This is a genomic window from Paenibacillus sp. TAB_01 (assembly GCF_043945595.1).
Classification (GTDB): Bacteria; Bacillota; Bacilli; order Paenibacillales; family NBRC-103111; genus Paenibacillus_S.
Genome location: NZ_JBIFNP010000001.1, coordinates 3,258,018 through 3,282,868, shown reverse-complemented (window position 1 = coordinate 3,282,868; position 24,851 = coordinate 3,258,018). Strand labels below are relative to the sequence as shown.

General features: G+C 50.5%; 27 protein-coding genes, 1 pseudogene and 1 riboswitch. Of the genes and pseudogenes, 24 read left to right on the top strand and 4 right to left on the bottom strand.

Translation table 11 applies throughout. From position 1 onward, the window contains the following. The 13 genes from ehuC (at window position 1) to ACHHV8_RS15705 (ending at window position 10,310) form a co-directional block, all read left to right on the top strand. A complete protein-coding gene (gene ehuC / locus ACHHV8_RS15765) occupies window positions 1-666 on the top strand; it encodes an ectoine/hydroxyectoine ABC transporter permease subunit EhuC (protein WP_395159478.1) in 666 nt (221 codons plus the stop codon). Between the two features lie 3 nt (window positions 667-669). After that, window positions 670-1,323: an ectoine/hydroxyectoine ABC transporter permease subunit EhuD gene (gene ehuD / locus ACHHV8_RS15760; protein ID WP_395159476.1), complete on the top strand. Its 654-nt coding sequence runs from the start codon at window positions 670-672 to the stop codon at window positions 1,321-1,323. 13 nt (window positions 1,324-1,336) lie between these two features. Beyond that, complete coding sequence (gene ehuA, locus ACHHV8_RS15755; RefSeq protein WP_395159474.1) at window positions 1,337-2,176, top strand: ectoine/hydroxyectoine ABC transporter ATP-binding protein EhuA; 840 nt, start codon at window positions 1,337-1,339, stop codon at window positions 2,174-2,176. A gap of 55 nt (window positions 2,177-2,231) precedes the next feature. Further along, window positions 2,232-2,741, top strand: a complete 510-nt coding sequence (gene ectA, locus ACHHV8_RS15750) for a diaminobutyrate acetyltransferase (RefSeq protein ID WP_395159472.1) — start codon at window positions 2,232-2,234, stop codon at window positions 2,739-2,741. Window positions 2,742-2,768: 27 nt separating this feature from the next. Next, the gene (ectB, locus tag ACHHV8_RS15745) at window positions 2,769-4,073 is read left to right on the top strand and encodes a diaminobutyrate--2-oxoglutarate transaminase (protein WP_395159470.1); all 1,305 of its coding nucleotides are present in this window, start codon (window positions 2,769-2,771) and stop codon (window positions 4,071-4,073) included. A 15-nt stretch (window positions 4,074-4,088) separates the two neighbouring features. Continuing rightward, window positions 4,089-4,469 carry an ectoine synthase gene (locus ACHHV8_RS15740; RefSeq protein ID WP_395159468.1) on the top strand — a complete coding sequence of 127 codons (381 nt, stop codon included), beginning with the start codon at window positions 4,089-4,091 and terminating at the stop codon, window positions 4,467-4,469. Window positions 4,470-4,500: 31 nt separating this feature from the next. After that, the gene (locus tag ACHHV8_RS36805) at window positions 4,501-4,803 is read left to right on the top strand and encodes a phytanoyl-CoA dioxygenase family protein (protein ID WP_395159466.1); all 303 of its coding nucleotides are present in this window, start codon (window positions 4,501-4,503) and stop codon (window positions 4,801-4,803) included. Next, a complete protein-coding gene (locus ACHHV8_RS15730) occupies window positions 4,778-5,407 on the top strand; it encodes a phytanoyl-CoA dioxygenase family protein (protein WP_395159464.1) in 630 nt (209 codons plus the stop codon). The genes ACHHV8_RS36805 and ACHHV8_RS15730 overlap by 26 nt, the downstream gene beginning before the upstream one ends. A 75-nt stretch (window positions 5,408-5,482) precedes the next feature. After that, window positions 5,483-5,645, top strand: a riboswitch (cyclic di-AMP (ydaO/yuaA leader). Between the two features lie 91 nt (window positions 5,646-5,736). Then, window positions 5,737-6,159 (top strand): hypothetical protein, encoded by a 423-nt coding sequence (locus ACHHV8_RS15725; protein ID WP_395159462.1) that lies wholly within the window; start codon window positions 5,737-5,739, stop codon window positions 6,157-6,159. 109 nt (window positions 6,160-6,268) lie between these two features. Further along, window positions 6,269-6,520, top strand: a complete 252-nt coding sequence (locus ACHHV8_RS15720; protein ID WP_395159460.1) for a hypothetical protein — start codon at window positions 6,269-6,271, stop codon at window positions 6,518-6,520. After that, entirely contained in the window at window positions 6,517-7,623 is a 1,107-nt protein-coding gene (locus tag ACHHV8_RS15715; RefSeq protein ID WP_395159458.1) for a GerAB/ArcD/ProY family transporter, read from the top strand. Before ACHHV8_RS15720 ends, ACHHV8_RS15715 begins: the two co-directional genes overlap by 4 nt. Then, window positions 7,610-9,103: a spore germination protein gene (locus ACHHV8_RS15710; RefSeq protein WP_395159456.1), complete on the top strand. Its 1,494-nt coding sequence runs from the start codon at window positions 7,610-7,612 to the stop codon at window positions 9,101-9,103. The genes ACHHV8_RS15715 and ACHHV8_RS15710 overlap by 14 nt, the downstream gene beginning before the upstream one ends. Next, window positions 9,096-10,310, top strand: a complete 1,215-nt coding sequence (locus ACHHV8_RS15705) for a Ger(x)C family spore germination protein (RefSeq protein ID WP_395159454.1) — start codon at window positions 9,096-9,098, stop codon at window positions 10,308-10,310. Before ACHHV8_RS15710 ends, ACHHV8_RS15705 begins: the two co-directional genes overlap by 8 nt. Window positions 10,311-10,314: 4 nt before the next feature. Here ACHHV8_RS15705 and ACHHV8_RS15700 read toward each other — a convergent pair whose 3' ends face one another. Together ACHHV8_RS15700 and ACHHV8_RS15695 are read right to left on the bottom strand one after the other, a co-directional pair. Then, window positions 10,315-11,337, bottom strand: a complete 1,023-nt coding sequence (locus ACHHV8_RS15700) for a LacI family DNA-binding transcriptional regulator (protein WP_395159452.1) — start codon at window positions 11,335-11,337, stop codon at window positions 10,315-10,317. A gap of 257 nt (window positions 11,338-11,594) precedes the next feature. Beyond that, the gene (locus ACHHV8_RS15695; protein ID WP_395159450.1) at window positions 11,595-12,572 is read right to left on the bottom strand and encodes an ABC transporter substrate-binding protein; all 978 of its coding nucleotides are present in this window, start codon (window positions 12,570-12,572) and stop codon (window positions 11,595-11,597) included. Between the two features lie 289 nt (window positions 12,573-12,861). Here ACHHV8_RS15695 and ACHHV8_RS15690 point away from each other — a divergent pair, with 289 nt between their 5' ends. The 10 genes and pseudogenes from ACHHV8_RS15690 to ACHHV8_RS15645 all read left to right on the top strand — a co-directional run bounded on the left by ACHHV8_RS15690 (window position 12,862) and on the right by ACHHV8_RS15645 (window position 22,876). Then, complete coding sequence (locus ACHHV8_RS15690) at window positions 12,862-13,848, top strand: oxidoreductase (protein WP_395163525.1); 987 nt, start codon at window positions 12,862-12,864, stop codon at window positions 13,846-13,848. A 198-nt stretch (window positions 13,849-14,046) separates the two neighbouring features. Further along, window positions 14,047-14,700 (top strand): copper amine oxidase N-terminal domain-containing protein, encoded by a 654-nt coding sequence (locus tag ACHHV8_RS15685; protein WP_395159448.1) that lies wholly within the window; start codon window positions 14,047-14,049, stop codon window positions 14,698-14,700. A 115-nt stretch (window positions 14,701-14,815) separates the two neighbouring features. Continuing rightward, on the top strand, window positions 14,816-14,989 hold the full coding sequence (locus ACHHV8_RS15680; RefSeq protein WP_395159446.1) for a response regulator: 174 nt from the start codon (window positions 14,816-14,818) through the stop codon (window positions 14,987-14,989). 361 nt (window positions 14,990-15,350) lie between these two features. Continuing rightward, a complete protein-coding gene (locus ACHHV8_RS15675; RefSeq protein WP_395159444.1) occupies window positions 15,351-16,907 on the top strand; it encodes an SAM-dependent methyltransferase in 1,557 nt (518 codons plus the stop codon). 319 nt (window positions 16,908-17,226) lie between these two features. Continuing rightward, window positions 17,227-18,036 (top strand): YdcF family protein, encoded by an 810-nt coding sequence (locus ACHHV8_RS15670; RefSeq protein WP_395159442.1) that lies wholly within the window; start codon window positions 17,227-17,229, stop codon window positions 18,034-18,036. A 114-nt stretch (window positions 18,037-18,150) separates the two neighbouring features. Beyond that, a complete protein-coding gene (locus ACHHV8_RS15665; protein ID WP_395159440.1) occupies window positions 18,151-19,149 on the top strand; it encodes a phosphotransferase enzyme family protein in 999 nt (332 codons plus the stop codon). A gap of 269 nt (window positions 19,150-19,418) precedes the next feature. Next, on the top strand, window positions 19,419-19,997 hold the full coding sequence (locus ACHHV8_RS15660) for a sigma-70 family RNA polymerase sigma factor (protein WP_395163524.1): 579 nt from the start codon (window positions 19,419-19,421) through the stop codon (window positions 19,995-19,997). Next, the gene (locus tag ACHHV8_RS15655; protein WP_395159438.1) at window positions 19,994-20,761 is read left to right on the top strand and encodes a hypothetical protein; all 768 of its coding nucleotides are present in this window, start codon (window positions 19,994-19,996) and stop codon (window positions 20,759-20,761) included. The genes ACHHV8_RS15660 and ACHHV8_RS15655 overlap by 4 nt, the downstream gene beginning before the upstream one ends. Window positions 20,762-20,946: 185 nt before the next feature. Next, window positions 20,947-21,558, top strand: coding sequence for a TetR/AcrR family transcriptional regulator (locus ACHHV8_RS15650; protein WP_395159436.1), 612 nt, complete (start codon window positions 20,947-20,949; stop codon window positions 21,556-21,558). A gap of 85 nt (window positions 21,559-21,643) precedes the next feature. Next, window positions 21,644-22,876, top strand: a pseudogene (locus ACHHV8_RS15645) (cytochrome P450 family protein). A gap of 107 nt (window positions 22,877-22,983) precedes the next feature. Here the strand turns inward: ACHHV8_RS15645 and ACHHV8_RS15640 are convergent. Together ACHHV8_RS15640 and ACHHV8_RS15635 are read right to left on the bottom strand one after the other, a co-directional pair. Then, window positions 22,984-23,154 carry a hypothetical protein gene (locus ACHHV8_RS15640; protein WP_395159434.1) on the bottom strand — a complete coding sequence of 57 codons (171 nt, stop codon included), beginning with the start codon at window positions 23,152-23,154 and terminating at the stop codon, window positions 22,984-22,986. Between the two features lie 103 nt (window positions 23,155-23,257). Next, window positions 23,258-24,139, bottom strand: coding sequence for a TetR/AcrR family transcriptional regulator (locus ACHHV8_RS15635; protein ID WP_395159432.1), 882 nt, complete (start codon window positions 24,137-24,139; stop codon window positions 23,258-23,260). A 139-nt stretch (window positions 24,140-24,278) separates the two neighbouring features. Here ACHHV8_RS15635 and ACHHV8_RS15630 point away from each other — a divergent pair, with 139 nt between their 5' ends. Continuing rightward, the gene (locus ACHHV8_RS15630; RefSeq protein ID WP_395159430.1) at window positions 24,279-24,851 is read left to right on the top strand and encodes a hydrolase; all 573 of its coding nucleotides are present in this window, start codon (window positions 24,279-24,281) and stop codon (window positions 24,849-24,851) included.

Sequence of the window (24,851 nt, the reverse complement as noted above, 5' to 3'; positions counted from 1 at the left end):
ATGATGGCCGACTCATCCACCATCCTAACGTTTCTTCCAAGTTTGGCCAAGGGCGCTCTTGTGACCCTTGAAATCACTCTCATGGCTATGGTGCTGGCGGCAGCCGCAGCTTTCGCGGCAGGGCTGCTGCGATTATCCCGCTATCGCCTGGTGCGAGCTTTGGCTGCGGTATATGTAGAAATTTTTCGCGGCACCTCGCTGCTGGTTCAGCTGTTCTGGCTTTATTTCGCGCTTCCGATGCTGCTGGACATTCAAATTCCGGCGATGGCCGCCGCCGTGCTGGCTTTAGGTCTGAACTACGGGGCGTACGGCTCCGAGGTGGTGCGCAGCTCCATCCTTTCCGTGCCTGCCGGGCAATACGAGGCAGCTACCGCTTTAAATATGAAGCCGGCACTCCGGCTCCGCCGCATCATTTTGCCTCAGGCGCTTGTCCTCATGCTTCCCTCGTTCGGGAATCTGCTGATTGAACTGCTGAAAGGAACCTCGCTCGTCTATTTAATCACCTTGATGGACTTGACCTACCAGGGTATGGTGCTGCGCACTTTCGACAGCTCCAAGACACCGGAAATTTTCGTCTTGATGCTCATTCTGTACTTCATTCTGTCGTATGCCTTCACGCTGCCGATTCGTTTGGCGGAGCGCAGAGCCGTAAGGGGGCGGGCATAAAGGATGTGGGACTGGAGTTACGCGTATCAAATTTTACCGGAGCTGCTCAAGGTACTCCCGATAACGATAGGGGCAACGGTCGTCGGTTTTTTGATCGCCTGCCTGTTAGGGCTTCCGCTGGCGCTTGCCCGTAGATCCCGGAGCAAATGGCTCTCCTACCCTGTCGGGGCATGGATCGAATTCATTCGCAGCACGCCTCTGCTGGTCCAGCTGTTTATCCTGTTTTATGCGCTGCCGCTCTACGGCATTGCCTTGTCCCCCTTTACCGCAGGGGTTGTCGGACTGGGACTGCACTACAGCACTTATTTGTCGGAGGTATTCCGCTCCGGTATAGAAGCCATCCCGCGGGGGCAATGGGAGGCTTCCAAAGCGTTAAATTTTAGTCCGGGGCATACCTGGTTCCGCATTATACTGCCTCAAGCCGTGCCGCCGGTCATTCCGGTCATGGGGAACTACTTTATCACGATGTTCAAGGAAACGCCGCTTTTGTCGGCAATTACGCTGGTGGAGCTGCTGCAGACCGCCAAAGCTATCGGTTCAGGCTCCTTCCGGTATCTGGAAGCTTTCACGCTTGTCGGTGTTTTGTTTCTACTGCTCAGCTACCCGTCATCACTGCTTGTCGGAAGGCTGGAGACGTATTTCCAAAGAAATCGATAGGAGGGACAGCAAGATGAGAACAGCAGAGGCGACAGAAGCGGTGCCCCAATCCAGGGAGCAGCATCTGACCTTAAAGGGACTGCCCATCGTTAAATACCGTGCGGTCAGCAAGAGCTTCGGCTCAACCCAAGTGCTGAAGGACATTCATTTGGACATTTTTTCCGGCGAAAAGGTAGCGGTGATCGGCCCCAGCGGCTCGGGGAAAACAACGCTTGCCCGTATGCTAATGACGCTGGAGCGGCCGACGAGCGGTACGATCGAAGTCAACGGCGAGCTGCTGTGGCACCGGGAAGTGAAGGGGCAATGGCTCCCGGCCAATGAGAAACATCTGCACAAAGTGCGGAGCAGCATCGGGATGGTATTTCAGCACTTCAATCTGTTTCCGCATATGACGATTCTCCGCAACGTTACCGAAGGGCTGATCCATGTGCTTGGCATGGGCCGTGCGGAAGCGGAAGAACGCGCTGTGCTTATGCTGGAGAAGGTCGGGCTCGCCGATAAAATCGGAGAGTATCCTTCCCGGCTCTCGGGAGGCCAGAAGCAGCGGGTGGCGATCGCGAGAGCTGTCGTCATGCAGCCGAAGGTGATGCTGTTTGATGAAGCGACCTCGGCGTTAGATCCGGAGCTGGTAGGCGAGGTGCTGACGGTCATCAAGGATCTTGCAGCGCAGGGCGATATGGCTATGCTGCTCATTACGCACGAAATGGACTTTGCGCGCGAGATTGCCGACCGGATTTTGTTCACCGACGGCGGCTCGATCATCGAGCAGGGCACGCCGGAACAAATCTTCGAGAATCCGCAAAGCCCGAGGCTTCAAGCTTTCCTAAGCCGCTTCAGGCAAACCGGCCGATGACCGACACGGAAGCCTCCGGGCATGGACATCGGCCGAATCAAATGGGGGGATAAGAATGGTTTCTTTACAGTCCGGCGCTTGTCTTATTCGAACAACGAAAGCCGGGGACGGCGCATCTTTATGGCAGCTGGCGTCAGACAGCGGCCGTCTGGATGTGAATTCGGCGTATTGCTATATCATGCTGTGCGAGTACTTCTCCGACACCTGCCTGATCGCAGAAATCCAAGGGGAGAAGGCGGGTTTTGTGACCGCCTTCCTTCATCCGTCCCATCCGGAGGTGCTGTTTATATGGCAAATTGCGGTGTCGGCCGCGCACCGAGGAAAAGGAATTGCCGAGCAGCTGCTGACCAAGCTGATGGAAAGCAGCCGATGCCGGCAGGTCCGCTTTATCGAAACGACCATTTCGAGAAGCAATACGGCCTCGCACCGCTTGTTTGACAAATTTGCAAAGAGCATGGGGGCGGCGAAGGTCATCACGGAGGGCTTCGCACCGCAGCTGTTTCCAGGAGCAGGGCATGAGGAGGAACCGCTGGTTCGAATCGGGCCCATCACGCATAGGCAATGACAATGGAATAAGGGGAGGAATGCTTGAATGAAAGTTATGAACCCGGGAAAACCGTCGCTGCATGTATTCGAGACATTGGAATCGGAGGTGCGCAGCTACTGCCGGTCTTTTCCGACGGTATTTACTAAAGCCAAGGGCTACAAGCTGTGGGATGCGGCCGGAGCGGAATATATCGATTTCTTCGCAGGCGCCGGTGCGCTGAATTACGGTCATAACAACACGGTGCTGAAGCAAAAGCTGCTGCAATACATTCAAAACGACGGCGTCACTCACAGCCTGGATATGGCTACGGAGGCGAAGGAGCAGTTTCTGGAGTTGTTTCACCAAGTGATTCTAAAGCCCAGAGGCCTGTCGTATAAAATTCAATTTCCCGGCCCGACAGGGGCCAATTCGGTTGAAAGCGCTCTGAAGCTGGCCCGTAAATTGACCGGACGTTCGACGGTCATCGGATTTACGAATGCGTTCCACGGCATGACGCTGGGCGCCTTATCGGTAACAGGCAATAAATTCAAGCGCAGCGGCGCGGGGGTTCCCCTGCATCACGCGGTATCCATGCCGTATGACGGGTACATGGGAGACGATATTCATACCATCGATTATATGGAAAATTATATTCAAGATTCGGGAAGCGGCGTCGCTCTGCCTGCCGCCATTATTGTTGAGACGATTCAGGGAGAAGGCGGTATCAACGTGGCCCGTGCGGAATGGCTGCGGCGTTTGGAAAAGCTGTGCAGAAAGCATGAAATCGTACTTATTGTGGACGATGTGCAGATGGGCTGCGGAAGAACGGGAACCTTCTTCAGCTTCGAGGCATCGGGCATTACCCCGGACATCGTATGCCTGTCCAAATCGATCGGCGGGTATGGCTTGCCGATGGCTTTGACGCTGATTCGGCCCGAGTTGGATATTTGGGAGCCGGGCGAGCACAACGGCACCTTCCGCGGCAACAATCTGGCCTTTATTACGGCGGCCGAAGCGCTGCGTTATTGGGAAAACAATGAATTCACGAAGGAAATAACGGATAAAGGCGATATGCTGAACCGCCGTCTCCATGGCATGACCGCGTCTTATCCCCAGCTTAAGGGACAGGTCAGAGGCAGAGGGCTTATGCAGGGCATTGCTTTTGACATCGGCGGTCTGGCGGAACAAGTGTGCGAACGCGCCTTCTCCAAAGGCCTTATTATGGAAACCTCAGGTACCGACAGCGAGGTGGCCAAAATTATGCCGCCTCTGACGATTGATCGAGCCGGCCTTCAAAAGGGCCTTGACATATTGGAGCAATGCTTGAAGGAAATAGCGTCCGAGCTGGGAGCGGGCTTGAATTCACGATAAAGGAGGCAGCATACGATGATTGTCAGACATGTAAACGATTTACTAAACACCGAGTATGACGTAGACACTGAAACCTGGGCAAGCACAAGACTGCTGGTGAAGGATGACGGAGTTGGCTTCTCGCTGCATGACACGACGATCAAAGCGGGAACAGAGACGGAAATCTGGTATAAGCACCATGTGGAGGCTGTGTACTGCATTGAAGGCGAAGGGGAAATTGAGGTGCTCGCCACCGGCACTGTTTATCCGATTCAGCCCGGAACGCTGTACGTGTTGGACGGGCACGAGAAGCATCTGTTGCGGGGAAAAAGTCAAATGCGGATGATCTGCGTATTTAATCCTCCCACCACAGGGCGGGAAGTGCATGATGCCGAAGGCACGTATCCATTAGGCTAAACCAAACCATGGGGAGAGGGGAATGCAGCATATGGCGCAAAAGGAGCAAATTACATTGAACAGGTCAGGGGCAGCGGATGCCTATCCTTCCAGAATCTATCCGGAGCCTAAGCTGATCGCGAGGGAAGATCCGGTTGTGTACAATCATTCGATCCATCAGTCCGTTATTGATGAACGTCAGCTGAGTTTTTACGAGGAGAACGGTTATCTGTTCCTGGAATCATTCTTCGATGAGAAGCAGGTTCAGTTCTGGAAGCAGGAACTGGCGCGCCTGTGGCGGCAAAGTCAGGCACCTTCAGAAGCCGGAGGTGATTCGAGAGCCGGGAGGCGATGAGATCCGCTCTATCTTCGCGGTCCATCGGGATGATGAGGTATTTAAGCAGATGGCGGCGCATCCGAGCCTCCAGGCCATCGTCGGACAAATTCTCGGCAGCGAGACTTACATTCATCAATCGAGAATCAATTTCAAGCAAGGCTTTACCGGCAAAGAATTTTATTGGCACTCGGATTTTGAAACCTGGCATGTGGAGGACGGAATGCCACGCATGCGGGCGCTCAGCTGCTCAATCGCTCTGGAGGATAATCATGCGAACAACGGCCCGCTGATGGTCGTACCCGGTTCTCACCGCATGTTTGTTTCCTGCGTCGGTGAAACGCCGGATGAGAATTACAAGTCGTCGCTGCGCCGTCAGGAATATGGGGTACCGGACCAGGAAAGCCTCAAATATTTGGTGCGGCACGGAGGCATTACAGCTCCTGTAGGTAAAGCCGGCTCTGTCCTTCTGTTTGACTGCAACCTGATGCACGGCTCCAACAGCAACATTACACCGGACCCGCGCAGCAATGTGTTCATCGTGTACAATAGTGTCCATAATAAACTGATCTCGCCTTACTCGGGCAAAAAGCCGAGGCCTGAATTTATCGCCTCGCGCCCTTAAACACCGGATGACAGCAGGACCCCTGATGATGGCGGTCCTGCTTCTCGGCGTCGCAGTTGAAGACCAAGAAGCCTATGAAATCGATCGCTGAATCCTGCCGGAAGCTGCAGGAGCGGGGGAACCATAACAACGGATGCGGCAAGCATCCTTGGTGGGGTGAATCCCGGCACGAGCCGGGTAGGGCGATTCTCGCGTCCGAATCCGACAGCTAACCTCGTAAGCGTACATTTGGAGAGGGGCAGGGCAGGCGGCAGAGACTGCATCTTTATGATGCTGACAGGCTATCGCGTGTGCTAAACCTGCGACCTCAAAGAGGAGGAGAAGCCGCATTGAGCTGTTTGAACGTTAAACCGCAAATTGACACGGCGGAATATATTTTAGTATCCGCACCGAATCGGGCAGGGAAGGAATTCATCCATTTACTGAGGGAACGCGGCCATCGCTATTATGCGATGACAAATAACAATTACGGCAGAAAACGGCTGGAGGCCATGGGGGTCGACAAGATTCTGATGGTCGATACGGAAGACGAAAGCACGTGGACGCCGCCGGGCATACGGATCGGCAAAGTCTATTTATTTGAACTCAGCTTTAACCTATGCTGCCGTTACATACAGATTTGCAGAAGCTGGAATCCCCAGTCTATCCATGTCATCACTAAGCGGGACATCTCCAGAGTAACCTACAGAGGACTTGGAGCAGATCAGCTTACTTATATAAATAATAATGAAGTTTCCTTTCTGCTGCCCTGACGATAGCAACCTAAAGAAGCCGCTTATCCAGCGGCTTCTTTAGGTTCTACATATTCCCCGATTATTCCGTGCAAAATATGGATATTACACAGGAGAAGAGGCTTTCCTATTGACAAGTATCGGGCTGCTTTGCGTTACTCTAATCACGCTGCTGCTTCTGGCCTTTCTCGATATGAGGGTCTATCACGAGGTTTTCGGCTCTGCATTGAAGCGGCTAGGTTTTGGCGTCAATAACAATATGGAAAATTATTTGTTTGTCGCAGGGGCTTTCCTTGCAGCGCTTATAAAGGATTTCCGCGGCAGGAAATCTGTACGGCAGCGTACGAAGACGGGGGCGACCGGCAAGAGGACAAAGCTATGACCGGCAAGCTTACCTCGATGCAGAGCTACACGCTGATGCTTATTTGTTTATTAGGCACCGCCATTATTTTCGGGACACCGAAATTGGTACCGGATGTATGGCTGGTTGAGCTTATTTCGCTGCTTCCTGCCATCCTCTTATTCCTGTTGTACACGGCTTTATTCTCGCTTCAAAGGCGAAATGGCTTTCTGGGTCTGCTTACATCGGCATGGGGGAAGACGCTTGGCCGCACGCTTGCGGTTTGCTATGCCGTTTATTTTCTCTACATTGCCGCTAGAAACGTAAGAGATATGCTGGAGTTAGTCATGACGACCTTGCTGCGTGAAACCCCTCCGCAAATTGTAGTTCTGCTGTTTATTCTGATTATCGCTTACGCAGCAAGCGGCGGCATGAAAACATTGGGACGGCTTTCCGAAGTGATGGTGGCGCTAATCATTCTTTTCTTCATCCTGCTGGGTCTGCTGCTGGCCATGAGCGGATCGCTTGCGCTGGAACGGACGCTTCCTTTTCTGTCCAAGGGCATGCTTCCTTTAATCAAAGAATGCTTTAGCGCCACCTTATGGTTTCCTTATGGCGAAACCATTGTTTTTCTGGTGCTGAGCCCGGGATTAGGCAATCCTGTCCAGTTCAGGAAGCTCGGCTTGGCCGTAATTATAACAGCCGGCATCGTGCTGACCCTCTCCGACCTGCTTCAGGTATGGTCGCTTGGGATGGAATTCGAAAAATTCTCCGCATTTCCCTTGCTGGATGCTGCGCGGCTCATCAAAATCGGTGACTTCATCACTCGAATGGACGCTCTGGTATCCATGATTACGATTTTCAGCGTGCTTGTGAAATGCTCCGTCTTTCTGTATGCAAGCGCCAAGACGGCATCGTATGTGTTCCGCGAAGCCAGCTTCAGCTATATTCTTCCTTTCGCCTGCTTCATAGGAGCTGTATCTATGCTGGTTACCCATAACTTTGCCGAGCACAGCAAGGAAGGGCTGTATTACGTCATTTACATGTTGCATATACCTTTCCAATTTATCATTCCATTGTTCACGGGAATCGTTTTCTGGGTTCGTGCGAAGCGAAAGGGGGGTCTTCTTCATGACAAGCGATAATCAGATGAAGCTTGAAGCTGACGTCAGGAAGGTGCGGTCGGCTGACCAAATCCGGACCTACCTGAAGCATGTCTTCGGTGACACGAACGATTTGGTCGTCGTCTCTATCCGGGTCGGTCCCTACGAAGGGTTGCTGTGTTACCTCAGCACTATGACAAGCAGTGACTTTATGATGAATAACATCATCCGGCCGATCTCGCTTTACCGTGTGGAAAGGGAAGAGAAACCGGCGGCTGAGGTGGTGGAAGAGTTAAGAGAGCAGTATTTCGGCGGCCTGACAGGCGAACTGCTCTACAGCTTGGACGAGCTTTCGAACAGGCTTACTGTTGGCAATGCGGCGCTTTTTGTTCATCATGCGGAAGCACTGTTAATTCTGGATGCAAAGAGCCTGAACAGCCGGTCAGTGGAGGAGCCTTCGACGCAAACTGTCGTTAGAGGGCCGAAGGAGGGATTTACCGAATCCGCACAGACCAATATGAGCTTGATCCGCAGACGTCTTCTGAACGACAAGCTCCGGTTTGAAAAGCATACCGTCGGTATCCAGTCGGGAACTTCGGTTTACCTGGTCTATATCGAAGGAGGCATCGATGCCGAGGTGCTCAGAAAGGCGAGGGCGCGCTTGAGCCGAAGCAAAGCGGCCGGCTTGTTTGATTCAGGGAGCCTGGAGGAAATGCTGAGGCCGAGAACATTTTCATTGTTTCCTACGGTCTACAGCAGCGAGCGTCCCGACGCCATCTGTGCGCTTTTGCTGGAAAATAAGATGGCTATAATCGTGGACGGAAGTCCCTTCGTCCTGGCTGTTCCGGCTGTGATGAACGATTTCTTTAAATCTCCCGAGGACCACTATCAGTGGTTCGCCTTCGGCACGTTCTCACGTCTGTTGAGGTACGTTTCGTTTCTGTTCTCCCTGTTTATTCCATCCCTCTATGTTGCGGTCAGCACCTATCATCAAGAGCTGATTCCAACGGTTCTTTTGACGAATATTGCGGCACAGAGAGAAGGGGTTCCGTTCCCCGCTGTTATTGAAATCATGCTGATGGAGGTCACGTTTGAAATTATTCGGGAAGCCGGAACGAGAATGCCCCGTGTCGTAGGACAGGCGATTTCGATCGTCGGAGCATTGGTGCTGGGGCAGGCTGCGGTGGAGGCCGGTATCGTTTCCAATATTTTGGTCATCGTTGTCGCGTTGACCGCGATTTCGGGCTTTGTAGCCCCGGTGTATACGTTCGGCACGAATGTAAGGCTTTTGAAATTCGGCATTATAATGCTGGCATCGATCTTTGGGCTGTACGGCGTCATTCTCAGCGCTTCCTTTTTGCTGATTCACCTGGTCAGACTGGAATCCTTCGGCTATCCCTATTTATCTCCGTTCGCCCCGTTTATAAAAACCGGACAAAAGGATGCATTCATCCGCTGGCCTTTTTCCATTCCCGGTAAGCCGTCTATGGGAAAAGGGAGCGAGGGAGGAAGCGATGAATAAACGTATACAGAGACCGCTCCTGATGTTCCTGCTGCTCTCTCTCATGGGGCCGATCACGGGCTGCTGGGATCTGATCGAGCTTAATAATACGACGCTGATTACCGGTATTGCCATGGAGCCCGGTCATAATGGAAAGATCAAGCTTACCCTCGAGACGTTGAATGCCAGCGAAGCGACGCAAAAAGGCGGGAAGGGAACCAGTCCGAGCGTCGTTCAATCGATTGAAGGAAGCACAACGGCAGAGGCGGTCAATCAATTGAACCAATCGATTGACCGGACGATGCTGATCTCGCATGTGGGCATCATCGTATTCGATGAAAAGCTGGCAAGGACAGGACTTAGCAAATATTTGGATCCGCTTCAGCGCTCCCGGTATATTAGGGAGGATGTCACGATCCTGATTTCTCACAATACCGCCGCATCCAATATTTTGAAGGTGCTTTATCCGCGAGGCGAATACTCCAGCTTAAAAATTCGCGAGCAAGTGAGGAGCTATGAGAAGGGATGGGGAGGCATAGCGGCCAGCCAGCTGTTTGACCTGACACAAGCGCTTCTGGTGGATGGAAGGGAGCCTATGATCGGAGCGGTGACGTTAAATGGAGATCCGAAACGAAGCGAGGATACGGAGAGCATCAAATCTTTGGCACCCAAGGCATTGGTGAACCTGTCGGGAATGGCCGTATTTCGAGGCGATAAGCTGCTCGGATTTCTGACGCGGGATGAAAGCCGTATGGTGATTATGGCAAGAAACGAGCTGCACGGCACCACCCTATCCGTTCCCGTCGAAGACCAGGGCAAGTTTGCAGCCATACGCTTACTGCGTGTCCGCCCCAAAATGCAGGTCACGTTAGATAACGGCAAGCCTGACATTCGATTAACGGTAGACGGTGAAGGGCTTATTTACAGTATTGAAAAGAAGGAGCATTTGGGGGAAGTGTCCGGATATCTGAATCTGGAAAAACAGGCCTCCGACTATGTGCAGCAGCAGCTCGCCGGAACGATTCAAAGTGTACAGCAAAAGTTCGGCGTCGATATATTCGGTTTCGGCGAATATATGTACAGAAGACATTACAAGGAGTACTCGTTGGTTGCGGATGAATGGAATGAGCTCTTTGCCCGGACTCCTGTGAAGGTGGAGGCGAGAATCACCCTGCTTCGGTCTGAGCTGAAGACGGATCAGCTCAAAAAAGAAGAGATCGGACCTTAGCAGGCTATCCTCCGGAAGGAGATCGCAATACCGCGCCGCAGCTCTCGCGGATCATCAATTTGGCTTCAAATAAAATACGGATGCGCGCTGCTTCCTCCGGGGAAACCGTGCCTTGAATCAGTTCAAGCAGATGGTGAACCGCAGCTTTCCCGATTTCTCTAAGCGGCTGGTTCACCGTCGTTAGCGCTGGCTTGGCCAATTGAGCGAAGGGGATATCGTCATAACCGACAATAGCCACATCCTCGGGAACCCGGACTCCGATGGACTGCAGCGCCTGCATAGCGCCTAACGCCGACATGTCGTTCCAGCAAAAAAGCGCCGTGTAAGCAACGCTGCGCTCCTGCAGCTGCAATGCGAGGCTGTAGCCGGAGCGAAACGATCCGTTCCCGTGCAGGATCAGCTCGTCCTCTACAATGATGCCGTGATTCTGCAGAGCCGATCTGTAGCCCAGCTCCCGCTCGGAGGAAGGCCCGATATAGGCGATATGGCGGTGGCCAAGCTTCAGAAGATGATTGACAGCTTGAATGGAGCTGTGAAATTGATCTACGCCGATAAACATGCGGTCCGGCAGCTCTTGAACGAGCGAGACCATGCTGACCTCATCGGGGAAGCGGATCTGGCTGAGCTGCTGACGCTCCTCCGGTTCATAAACGCGGATGCCTGCAATAATCCCGTCCACCTTGCGTTCAATTAACGAATGAATGCTGGCCAAATGCTTATCCAATGTGAAGCCGGCGGTACACAGCAGGAGCGTATAGCCTTGATCCCAGGCCGCTTCCTGGACGTGCTCCGCCAACGCGGACCAGTATTCGTTGGTCAGGGAAGGCACGACAAGCCCGATCGATTTCGTCTGCTTGTTGATCATTGCCCGCGCCGTTTGATCAGGTTTGAAGTTTAGCCGTTCAATGGCTTCCTTGATTCTGGTCCGGGTAGCCTGGCTGACCCGATCCTTTCCGTTCAGCACCCGGGACACCGTCCCGATGGAGACGCCGGCCTCCTTAGCCACGTCCTTGATCGTCACCTTCATGGGATTCACCTTACCGTCGTTCAAATTGTTAACGTTTTAACGACAACATAACATGTTATAAAATCGGAGTCAACAAAGGCGGACGTGTGCTGAATACGATTTCAATTTGCAGGAAGAAACAGAGGATCGACACTGAAGGACATTCCGAGGCTGCCGGTTTGGGATAAAGGGAGGGGCTGCGAGACAGCGAAAAAGGCCGATCCGGCTTCCGGTCGGCCCTTCTAAACGATTTCGATCCTCATGCAAGTCTTGCTTGTCTATTTAATCAAGCTTTTCAGCACATCATCGATCATTTGGCTATTGGCAATCACACCGCTGTACAGCCAGCTGTGCGTTTTGTCAAAGGAGTATACATGCCCGTTCTTCACGGCAGGGATGCTTTTCCAAACCGGATCGTCTAACAGCTGATCTTCGCCCGATTGACGAATGACGAAAATATGATCGGCATCCAATGTGGCCAGCCGCTCCATCGAGATGGGTCTCCAATTGGCTGTGCCTGAGCTGGAAATTTCTTTGACCACCGCTGGAACTTGAAACCCGAGATCCTTGTACAGCACGGCACCGCTCGACAAGTTCTCGCTGACCACATACAATGCTTTCGGAGTAGCCCAGAGGGCCGCAGCCGATTGAGTACCGTTGGCCTTTTGCAGCTTCTCCTTGGCGTCTTTAGCCTTGAGGTCATAGTCGTTCAGCGCCTGCTGGGCTTCCTTCGTTTTACCGAGCACTTCGCCGATTTTCAACAACGCTTGCCGCCAATCGTTATTGATCTCGTCGCCGAGAACAAAGGTAGGCGCAATCTTCGCATACTGGTTATATTTCTCTCCCGACGCGGAGCTGGACGAACCAACGATCATCAGGTCCGGATTAAAGCCGGTCACGGCTTCGAACGGAAGCTCGGAAGGAATAGTCGGAATGCCGTTCAGCTTGTCCTTCAAATAGTCCTGAACGCCGGAACCGTTGGCTACGGACCATTGGGCAACCGGCTTGACGCCGAGCGTCAGCAACGGATCTTCCAGGTAGGAAGCGATGATGCGCTGCGGGTTGGCGGGAATCGTTACGGTATTTCCCATGCCGTCTGTCAGTTTTCTATCGGCTGAATTCGGAGCGGCAGCTGTATCGGACGGGGAACCCCCTTGATTAGGTGCGGGTTGGTTTCCGCAGGCGGATATCCATAAGGACAGGCAAATAACGCTGGTCAGCAGGATCAAATACTTGGTACTTTTTCTACGGTGCATAGTTGATTCCTTTCTTTGCAGTAAATTGTTATTTATAAACACCGTAAATGATAACAATTATCATTATCAAAGTCAACGCGTGCGGAGCTGTCCCGCTCTCTGCCGGGGAATTCTCTCAACGGGATAATGGCTTCAGACATAGCGGCTTGACTTAAAGCGCACTTTAAGGTTTAAGCTGGGTTTATTCCGGACGAAAGCTGAACCAGCTGCCGAATCGCGGGAAGCGACCGATGGCAGCTGGCAGCCGGATAAGAATAAGAAATATGAAGGAACAGGAGTGTGGAGCATGATGAATAATCAAATCCTTCAAGCGCCGATTCATTCGGGGTTCGGAGCCGATTCAACGGCACAGGAAATTATCGGAGAGCGGGATCTGACAGGAAAGATAGCTATAGTGACGGGAGGCTACTCAGGGATTGGTCTGGAAACCACGCGGGTTCTGGCGAATGCCGGCGCCACGGTTATTGTGCCGGTGCGCAGTATAGAGAAAGGAACAGCAGCGTTAAGCGGTATACCGAACGTGGAATGGGGCAGGATGGATTTAATGGACCCAAGCTCCATCGATGCCTTTGCCGAACGGTTTCTCGCTTCAGGGCGGCCGCTGCATATGCTTATCGAAAGCGCGGGCATCATGGCTGCACCGCTCAGACGCGATGCCCGCGGCTATGAATCCCAGTTTGCTACGAACCATCTGGGCCACTTCCAGCTGACGGCGAGACTGTGGCCGGCGCTGCAGCAGGCTGGCGATGCAAGGGTGGTTGTTGTCTCCTCCCGCGGACACCGGCTTGGCGGCGTCGATCTGGAGGATCCTAACTTTGAGCATCGGGATTACGACAAATGGAAGGCGTATGCCCAGTCGAAGAGCGCCAATATTTTATTTGCGCTGGAGCTGGACAAACGCGGGAAGTCACATGGCGTCCGCGCCTTCTCCGTACATCCGGGGTTGATTCCCGACACGAGCCTGGGCCGTGATTTAACGGAGGAGGAACGAGGCCCCAAGCCTGTAAAAGACGAGCAGGGCCGGATATTGTCCAATGAGCAGCAGACCCGGTTTAAAACCGTTGAGCAAGGCGCGGCTGCGAGTGTATGGTGTGCAGTCAGCGAGCAGCTGAACGGCTTTGGCGGCGTGTACTGCGAGGACGCGGATATTGCCGAGGCGGTTCCGGCAGACAGCCTGCAGGCCGGAGGGGTCCGTCCATGGGCCATCGATCCGGAGACAGCCCGCCGGCTATGGGAGCTGAGCGAGAAATATACGGGCGTTCCATTTAGAATCTAGACGCAGGCAGCGGTTCGCTGCGGACGTTTCATAGGGGCAAGAAGCTCACGTCTGTACGGATGCCGAGGGCTCGTTTTCCTTTGTTTGGCTGTAAGGCGGCTTAAATGGGCTGTTTTTGCAACATTTATCCGATTTGAATCGTTTATTAGGTAAGGATGTGCTGACCGCACGATATTCTAATCGAGAGAGGTGTTCCGAATGCGAAAGAAAACGACGATCCTGCTGAGTTCGGTTATCATTGGAGTTCTATTCAGTGGAGTCGCTTACTCGGCGAGCGGGATCAAGCTGATGGTTAACGGTCATTTAATACAGCCTGAGGTTCCGCCGCAAATTATTGACGGCAGCACCATGGTGCCGATTCGAGCCGTTTCCGAAGCATTGGGAGCTAACGTACAGTGGAACGAAGCGGAGCAAACGGTAACGGTAGATCAAGCCGGGCAAGCTTCTCTGCAGCGGCAAATCGAGCTGCTGCAAAGCGCGCTGGCGCCTGAAAGCGCCGATGATGCCGTAAACGCTTGGGCGAAGGCTGTGAAGAGCCGCAATGGCGCGGTCCAGTACGCGCTGCTGGGGCCTGAGCTGCAGAGCCGGACGGCCAAGACCTATGAAGAACTGAATTGGGTGACCGGCGTGTCCAGCCCTTGGGTGGACAGCTATCAAGTCTCCAGTCGGGCTGATGTAGAACCTGGAACTGCTGCGTACGATGTCGCCTTCCAATTAAAGACCTCTACGGGCAATGCCGGAGAGGGGACCGTGCGGGTGACGGTCGGCAAACAGGACGACAAGTGGAAAGTGATGAAGCTGGAGACGACTGGCGGATCGGATGTGCTGAACGGGATTGTCATCGTTCCGTAAGCTGGTTTCCTACAGCCGCAATCATGGAGCCGCGAGCATGTCATTGCGAAGAAGCAGAGAGCCCTCTCTGCTTTTTTTTGCCCGGAGATAGTAGGAGGGAGCTTACCTGTCGCACATGCTTATAGTTGAAGATGAACCATCCATCGGCGATCTTATCGCAATGAACCTGGAGCTCGTCGGACATACCAGCACACAGGCGTTTGACAGCGATGAAGCGCTTGATAGTTTGAAGATTCATACTTATGATGATCATTATGGACATCATGCTGACGGGCTTGGACGGCTTTAAGCTGATTCAGCAGCTGGAACAGTGCAGAAAGCGACGAAGGCATGGTGGCTTTAGCATGAACCAAAGAGCAGCGGTGGTCGCCGTGGCTAAACTATATCCAATAGCGGATACTATGGTTAATAAACCCTAGACCATCCGCTATTTTTTTGTAATAGACAAGGGGAAGAGGCGAAGGTTCGAAGCCTTATATTTGACCCGGGGATACAAACGGTATATGCTTTTAGATCATAACGGATAAAATTCCTCGTACTCACTGAGGAAGACTGTGAATTGGTTATTAGTTAAACGTCGGGAACGGTATGTAAACGAAAAAAGCCTTAATAGTTTATCGAAAAACTTCCAGAGAGTAGGATTCAATTTAATGACAAGTAAGAATAAACAACGTTATCGCTTCAGTGAAGCCCCTATATGGAATATCCAGCGAAAATATTATGAAGAAAAAGGCTTGACGGCTTGGAACAATGACCAGGTTCCGCAATATATAACGAGTAATCCGATGATCGCAACCGCATATGCAGAGATGATCTTCGGGCTTCTTCAAGACCGGGCGAATCAGGGTGATCGATCGGAGCCCGTTTTCATTGTAGAGCTTGGAGCAGGAGCTGGACGCCTTGCTTTCCATGTGCTGTATGAGCTGCGCCAGCTGAGAGACTATGCGGGGATCTCGCTGCCTGAGATCCGCTATATCATGACGGATTTGGCGATGAGCAATGTTATGGCTTGGAAGGAACATCCCGCTCTGCAATCTTTCATAACTGAGGGCTTACTGGACTTTGCACGATTCGATGCTGTCCATGATACAGAATTGAACCTCGTTGTATCCGGAACGACCCTTAGTGAAGGAGACTTACAACAGCCGTTAATCATTGTTGCCAACTATTTTTTCGATAGTATTCCACAGGAACTGCTTTATGTCAGTGAGGGGCAAATTTATGAGGCGGATGTTGATGTTGAATATCCCGAACATTATGATTCACTTAACCCAACGGAACGGTTAGATCAAATCACCTTAAATTACGAGTATCGACGAGCGCCTGAATACGAACAGGAAACTTATCCTTACCGGGATGTCATTTCCATGTATCAGGAACAGCTTGAAGACTCGCATATTTTATTTCCTGCCGCCGGCATCACTTGTTTGGAGCGCTTGAACCGGTTATCGCAGGCGGGATTTCTACTGATCACGGCAGACAAAGGAGATCACCTGCTGGATAACTGGAAATTCGCAGATCCGCCGGAGCTGGTCTTACATGGGAGTTTTTCTTTAACGGCGAATTACCATGCGATTCAGCATGCCTTTGAACAAAAAGGGGCCATGGCGTTATTCCCCCCGCATCATTATAAAAATATTAATGTCGGCTGCATTCTCCATTTGGGAAAGCCAATGGATTTCCCGAATATGAGATTAGCGTACCGCCGGTGTATAGAACGCTTTGGCCCGGATGAATTTTTTAGTATGAAGGTGTGGGTAGATAAAAACAGAGATAGTATGGGATTGCAGCAGGTGCTAAGCTTTTGGCGTTTGGGCGGGTATGATGCGGAGTTTTTCATTCATTATACGAAGCAGATCTCCCGATTGCTGCCAGATGCCAACGAAGAGGAGATACAGGATTTGCTGAGAGGCATAGAGCTCATGTGGTCATCGTATTACGTTATGGAACAGCGTTATGATCTAGCGCTTGACGCTGGATTGATCCTGTTTGAGATGGATATGTACGAGCACTCCAAGCGGTATTTGGAAATATCGGTTGAGGAAGAGCAAGATGAAGTCGTATCTACCGTGTATTATTGCCTGGCCATTTGCTGCTTTGAATTAGACTTGGTCGAAGATGCATTGCAGTATACACGAAAATTGTTAGAGCTTGAGCCTGACCATGAAGAGGCACTGGCATTGATAAGCCAATTTGAGTCGTATTAAACAAGCTTCAGCCATAAACGGTAGTCTGAAACGCCTGGCAGCCTTGATGTTCAAGGCTGCTTTTTTTTGGAATGCGAGTGAGCCAGTTGAGGCTCTGAAGAGGCTTATTTTACTGTTAGATTAGAGGCAGAGGCTGTAGTTCAACCTGAATGCTGGATGAACTCATTACAAATGCTTGCGTTGATTTATGTGCGCTACTGCATACGATATAATAGCTATAAGATACGTCAGCTTCTGAAAGAGCCTAGTCAAGCAGCTGAGAGCAGCTTGGATTTTGGGAATAGAAAAAAAGTTATGTTTTATTTATGGAGGTAATTAAATGGATTTATATAAAATTGCAGAGAATATAAATTTATTAAGTGACTTTCTAGGAAAAAGAGATATAGACACTTTGTCAAGTGATGCTTTAGAAGAAAAATATAAAATTTCACAAGCGGATCTGCTAATATTATTTGGTGCTAGCATAGCTTATGGCTGTGACGTTGTGGGGCAAGCCGTTTCAAACCATATTGCCAAGAATTTTATGATCGTTGGTGGTGAAGGACACACCACAGAGAGTTTACATGGAGCAATCCATAAGGCTTTTCCCGAAATAGTAACTACGGGAAAAATGGAAGCAGATATAATGAGTGAGTATATCAAACGGAAGTATAATATTGACAATATCTTGATAGAGCGTGATTCAACGAATTGTGGAAATATTATCACTTACGCTTTAGATGTTATAAAACAAAATAATTTATCCCTAAACCATATTATTATTGTTCAAGACTCAACGATGCAGTGTAGGATGGATGCTGGTTTTCGTAAATATCTCCAAGATGCAAAAGTTGAAGTCATAAATTTTGCTTCGTATAAGGTTAAAGTTGTATTAAAAAGTGAAAAATTAGTAATTGAACCGTCAGATCTTTGGGGTATGTGGGATATAGAAAGATATATTTCTTTATTGATGGGAGAAATTCCTAGATTATTAGATGATACTCAGGGATATGGTCATAACGGCAAAAATTATATTGCACACGTTGATATTCCTATGAGTGTATTGAAGGCATTTGAAGAGTTGAAAGTGGAATATGGAGATTTGGTGAGAGTTGCAAATCCTTTGTACGCATCAAAAACGCTTAACTAACGGCGAAAGTTAGTTCAATAAAAGAGAGAAGTTTTATTCAAAGAAGCCATCCCACTGTAAGGGTAAATTGAACAATTATTTCTTTTGAGCCTCATTGGAATGGAGGGTTGTATAATGATGGAAGATAGGGAACTAAGTTTATCTGAGAAGTTGCTTATAAATGTACTCCAAGAATACGGAATACAACAACCCGAGATTACTTTTCTTAGACATAACGAAAATAAGACCTTTAAAGTCATTGACCAGATTAATAATAAATATCTTCTTAAAGTCCATCAGCCTGCTACAGAGAACTTACTAGGGCTTCAACACAAGAAGGAGGGTTTACAATATGAGATGCAGCTCCTGTACAACATTTCTCAAAAATCAGATATCACTGTTCCCGTTCCCGTCTGTAATCAACAAGGCGATTTCATTACAGAAATTACTTTAACAGATAAAGTTATCAATTGCACACTTACCAAATGGATAGACGGGCGGGATGTACAAAAAGAGGATCTGTCTAACCATGAGTTTGTTTACGGATTAGGTATTAGTACAGCTAAATTGCATCGTTATTTTTATAGTTATTATGAGGTACCGCATCATGTCAGACCGGAATATGGAAAATCAAAAATCAGGATAATGTTAGAACAGATTTATGGCGGTGTGGAGAAAAGACTATTCAGTCAAAAAGATTTCAACATAGTTGAGCAATCTCTCCTATTGATCGCCTCTCGATTTGAAAGTTTAGATCGGAGAACGTCGTGGGGTATCATTCATGGTGATTTAAACATGAGCAATATCCTCATTACAGGACAAAAAAGCTGCGCTTTCATAGATTTCAGCCTTTTCGGTTACGGATATTATTTATTGGATGTCGCAATGGCAGCATTAAATTCCACTTCTGAGAAACGGAGCTTTTTTTTAAAAGGATATTTCGGAAATGATGCAATATCCGATGAAACAATGACATTATTAGAAGGATTCATGCTTATGTCCATCTTTGGGTATTATGCATTTCATATGGAAAATAAAAAAATTCATCCATGGATTACTGAACGAATGCCACTTTTGTGCGCAAATCGATGCAAACCTTTTTTAAGTGGCGACCGTATCATTTATGATTTCTGAACCCGTCGTAACGCTTGGGCTAACAACCTGATTTCAAAATAAACCTGACCATCGGGAACCAACTGTCCCGAGCGGCCGGGTTTTTCTCATTATGGAAATACCCACCTATGGACATGTCCCGTAATCGAACGAAAATAAAATGTAGAGGGTTGTTAATACTTTTAGGCCCGATACGTATTAACTATTGTGAGACTCACACAAACAAATTGCGCAATTTGTTAAACGATTCTGAACGGCAGGCTGGAAGAAGGGAGGCGAAGCGGTTGGAGATGGCCCCTGCAAACACTAGACTTTATCAGGGCGAACAAGCCGATCTCACGGACGAGCGGCGGCTCACGACGGAGAAGTTTGCACAGTTATTTGATACTTACTATCACCGGGTCTACAAGTACATTTGTTATCGGATCAACAACCATTATGCGGCGGAAGATATCTGCAGTCATGTATTCGAAGTCGTCATTTCCAAATACGAGACGTTCTCACCGGAGAAGTCAAACTTTGAAGTATGGTTGTTTGCTATTGCCAGAAACGCAGTGACGGATTATTTCCGTTCATTGAAGCATAGAAGCTATTTTTCGCTGAATGCCATAGTCAATATGGTCCTGCCAAGGCCGACGCCGGAGGAGCTGGTCATCCGGGACGATAAGAATAAGGCCCTGTTTACGGCACTGGCCAAGCTGAGCGACAAGGAACGTCATATTATTGCAATGAAATACGCGGCAGGCTTGAAAAATTCGGAGATAGCCGAACTATTAGGCGTCAGCGGCTCCAATATCGGCGTCGTTCTGCATCGGAGCTTGAAGAAGCTGCAAAAGGATCTGAAGGTAGAGGAGGCTGACCCTGAATGAGCAAGAAATCGGACTTGAAGAGCTTTAAAGATGTAACGGATTTACTCATGAATACCGATGTCACTGATCCCGTACGGCAAGAACAGCTGTATAACCGCTTGAAATTTAAAATGGAAACCGGAACCGTACCATCACTCTCTGATCGAAAGGAAGACATACCTATGAATAAGAAAAAATGGACTACATTGGCTGTAAGCGCTGCTGCTATCGTTTGCTTGGGAGGAGTTTTCTCGACAACCTCCTACGCTCACGGCATGATTGAATCGTTATTGGCTCGTTTTCAAGTAGGAAATATGGAGATTAAACAATATAAAGAATTGCCCGAGTCCACGGTAAGAACAACGGAAGTGAATCAGCAAGCCCAGGCAGCGAGATCCGCTCCTAGGGAAGCACCGAAAACATTGACGCTGAAGGAAGCGCGCGCCGCAATCGGCGTTGACTTTCCGGTTCCGGCCTGGCTGTCGGAGCATTACCAGTTCGTAAACTGCGTGGTGCAGGGCGAGCATATGGTAGAGGTGCAGTACCAGAAGGACGGAGAGTTTATCTCCCTCTTGATCTCCAGCGGCGGCAAGAACGGCATCAGCACCGAGGATGAGGTCAAGAAAGAAACGATCGGTGGGAGAACGGTTTATTTTGCAAACGGCATTGTGATTTGGGAGCAGGAGGGCTTCACCTACGAGCTGTACCAAATGGGGGCGGAAGAAAGCTTCGACGCTCAAGCCGTCGGTCAAATGATCGGAACGATGTCAGCCAAAAACGAGTAAGTATACCAATCTTTTCGCAAGCTGATTCCGCGCTCCGCGCGGATTTTTTCATGTCCTGGAATGCAGCCCGTTATATTCCTTGCATAAAATGCACATCCTATATTGACTATATATTGACTAGTCGGTCAGCATGAGTTACGATCTTACTAACCGATAGGTTAGTAAAAGAGAGAGGAAGTGAGCCGTTGCCTTTACAGCTTTATGAAAGACAAGAGGTACTGGAAGCCTGCCTGTCGGTGTTCGCGCGCCATGGCTATGCCGACACATCGACGGGGATGCTGGCGGAAGCGGCAGGGATCTCGAAAGCTTTGATTTTCCACCATTTCCGCAGTAAAAAGAAGCTGTATTTCAGCTTGCTGGAGCATTGCTTCGACAAGACGAGAGCCGCGCTTCGCATGGATTCACTTACTTCACATGCTGACTTTTTTGAAGCGATTGACCACTTGAGCCGTCTGAAGCTGCAATATTTCCGCAAATATGCGGATGAATACAAACTCGTCTACGAGGCGTTCTATGCTGCGCCGGATGAACTGAAGGAGGAGCTGCATGAGAAATACGGCCAAGTGATTGGCTCCAAGAATCAGCTGCTGGAGCAGTTATTTGATAAGGTGCCCCTGCGGGAAGGCGTGAACCGGCGCCAGGCTTTCGAGTTAGTTATGTCGACATTCGAGCATTTCGAGAAGAAGTTTTTGGAGGATATTAAAGATATCGATGCAATGGATGAGGAGTATGCGCAAAGCTTTTTCGATAAAATGAACGGCTTCTGCAGCATGATCCGGTATGGTATAGAGCGGTAATTATAAAGGGCCCTAAGGCAGGCGGCTTTCCGCGTGGAGGCCGCGGCAGGTAGATTTTACAGCAAAGAAAGGGGAAAACCAAAGCATGAAACAGATCACAAGCGGCGATTTTACTTCACCTGAAACGATGCGTGATTTCATTGCTTTCTATAAACGGCTCACCGGGCAGGAGGAGCCTCTTTACCGCCTGGATGACTTTTTCGGGATGGGGGCGGCCTGGGTCGCGTTTCGGCATGACGATGCCGTTTCGGTATTGAAGGTACCCCCGTTTTTTGAAAAACATGGGCCAGCTCGTCTCCAAGGAAAACCAGCAAGAATCGTTATCCGAGGACTCCTCCGTCGGCAGGCTTGTAGAATGGATGAAAAATATGCCGAACATGCTGACGGTCGATCCTCCCGATCATACCCGTTTGCGCAGGTTGGCCGCTAAAGCGTTCACCCCTCATACGATCGAAGGGCTTCGCCCCCGCATACAGCAGATTGCCGATGAGCTGCTGGATGGCGTTATGGAACAGGGAAAGATGGATGTTATAGCAGATTACGCGTATCCGCTGCCGATTATCGTGATTTCAGAAATGCTGGGAATTCCGGCTGCGGCCGGAACCGGTTTCGCCAATGGACGCACGAGCTCGGCCAAGCCGCTTTGGACCCGGGGCAGGGGGAAGCCGTCGCCGCGGCGCTCGAGGAGTTTGTTCAGTATATCAAGTCGCTCTTGGAAGAGAAGCGCATTCATCCCGGTCCGGATGTAACGAGCGGCCTGATTCAGGCTTATGATGACGGCGACAAGCTGAGCGAGAACGAGCTTCTTTCGACGATATGGCTGCTCATTACCGCCGGGCACGAAACGACGGTCAATCTGATCGGCAACGGCGTGCTGGCTTTGCTGCGGCATCCTGAGCAAATGCGTATGCTTCAGGAAGACCCGTCCTTGCTTCCTTCCGCGGTCGAGGAGCTGCTGCGCTTTGCAGCCCCTATTATGATTACAAGCCGGATTGCCGGCGAGGATATTACGCTGCGCGGCAAGCATATCCGCAAAGGCGAGATCGTTCTCGTCTCCCTTGCCGGTGCCAATATAGATCCGCATAAGTTTTCTAACCCGGAAGCACTGGATATCACTCGCGAAGAGAATGAGCACCTTGCATTCGGCAAGGGAATCCATCTCTGTCTCGGGGCACCCTTGGCGCGTCTGGAGGGACAGATCGCCTTCGGGACGCTGCTGCGGCGGCTGCCGCAGCTGCAGCTGGCCGTTGAGCCGGAGCAGCTGGCATATAACTACAGTACGCTGCGCTCGCTTTCAAGCCTGCCGGTAACCTTCTAAGGGCGGCCCGGCTCTTGAACATATGAATCATAGTTTTGGCATCTTTATATAAAAAACAAGGCTGCTTTTTCGTCCATACGACGCGAGAGCAGCCTTGTAGCAGTTACTTAAGTTTCATTTTTGGGAATGCCGTTCAAGCTTGGTACATAATCGGAAGCAGTATCGCTTGTTAACGTCTGATGCTCTTCAGTGAAATGATCGTTATTTTGCTGGTTGTTCTTCTTGTCCGCACGGTTGTCCTCACGATCGAACTTCGGATCGGCACTATTTTTTGGCATGTCAATCACCTCCATCATCTCACCCATAGTATGAGATGATGGTTTTTATTTTATCCCAGCGGCTGGGAACAATATGATAAGCGACGATTGGGCGCTGGACAGGCTACGGCAAAATAATATTTTTAAGCTGTGCGGATAGGCTTTTCAATTCGTTCTCGCGTTCCAGATAGGCGAGAAGCGCCAGGATCATCGGCCCATTCGGCCGCTCCTTGGCTGTTTCTTCGCGCAGCAGACGGATCAGCTCGAGCAGCTCGCCGCGTTCGGTCTCGCCCGTTGGAAGCTCGCCGATCTCTGCGGCAAGACGATCCAGAAGCGCTCCAACCGTTAGCGGCCGGTCTGCTTCCTGGTCACCCGCTCGTCCCCAGTGGATATACCGGTCAAAGAAAGAGGCGGTTAACATCGGTTTTTTGCCTGCGGCGACCATATGTGCGGAGATGCCGTCCATCCGGTCGAGGATGAAGGCGGCCGTTTCTTCGATCGACAGCGGCTCCCGCTCATGCATCGCCCAATTCAGAAAATCCTTCAGCAGCGCTTTGAGGGTGAAAACAAGATCCCATATGTACGGCTCCATTTCCGGACCGTAAACCTGCAGCAGGCATTCCTTATACCAATTCATCAGCCTTCCTCGGGTCTGCAGGCGCTGCGGCATAAATTTGGCGTCCTGCCGGATCGATACATTGTATTCCGCGAGAATATACTTGTTCTCCATAAAATATTGAAAGCGAAAAATCAGCTGCTTCAAAAAATGCTCCTTCGGCGAAAGTCCGGGCAGCCGTTTGATCCGCTCGACCTCGTCGAAATACCGGTTCAGAAACTGTTCTAACACTTCGCTGAACAAGTCTTCCTTGGAAGGGAAATATTTGTACACAGATCCTTTGGCAATCCGGCAATCGTCGGCAATGTCTTGAATTGAGGTAGCAGCGAACCCGTTGATAGAAAAAAGCTTCGCAGCGGAGCGAACGATCTCCTGCTTGATCATGCTCATGAATAGAGCCTCCTTCCCAAGTCTTGACACGTTATGACTCATGGTACATAATAATAAACATTAAGTCAATGTGACCGGAGGTTCATTCATTAAGACCACCGGTCATATCGATCCAATGAAGCAGAAGGAGTGTTGGAATATGGAACCCCTATTCAATTGGGAAACGGCTGCACTGGTTGTTATCGATCTTCAGAAAGGAATCGTCGGGTACGATCTGGCGCCATATAGCGGAGCGCAGGTTGTGGAACATGCGGCAGCGCTGGTCAACGCATTCCGGGAGAATGGCGCATTTGTCGGACTCGTGCGGGTATCGAGCAAAGACGGCAAAGACATGCTGCGGCCGAAGCTGGATCAAGAGCCCCCACAGCAGGTAAGGCCCGCGGGATGGGATGAGATCGTGCCTGAGATCGGCGTGCGGGAGAGCGATCATCTCATTACGAAGAAGCAGTGGGGCGCCTTCCACGGCACGGAGCTTGATCTGCAGCTTCGCCGGCGCAAGATCGAAACGATTGTGCTGTGCGGCATTGCCAGCGGCATCGGCGTCGATACAACGGCGCGCGAAGCATTCCAGCACGGCTACCAGCTGGTTTTTGCCATTGACGCCATATCGGGCATATCCCAAGCTGAGCACGATTATGTCAGTCAAACCATTTTTCCGCGCATCGGCCGCATCCGCACTACGGAACAAATTTTGCGGACGGCCGGTAAGTAA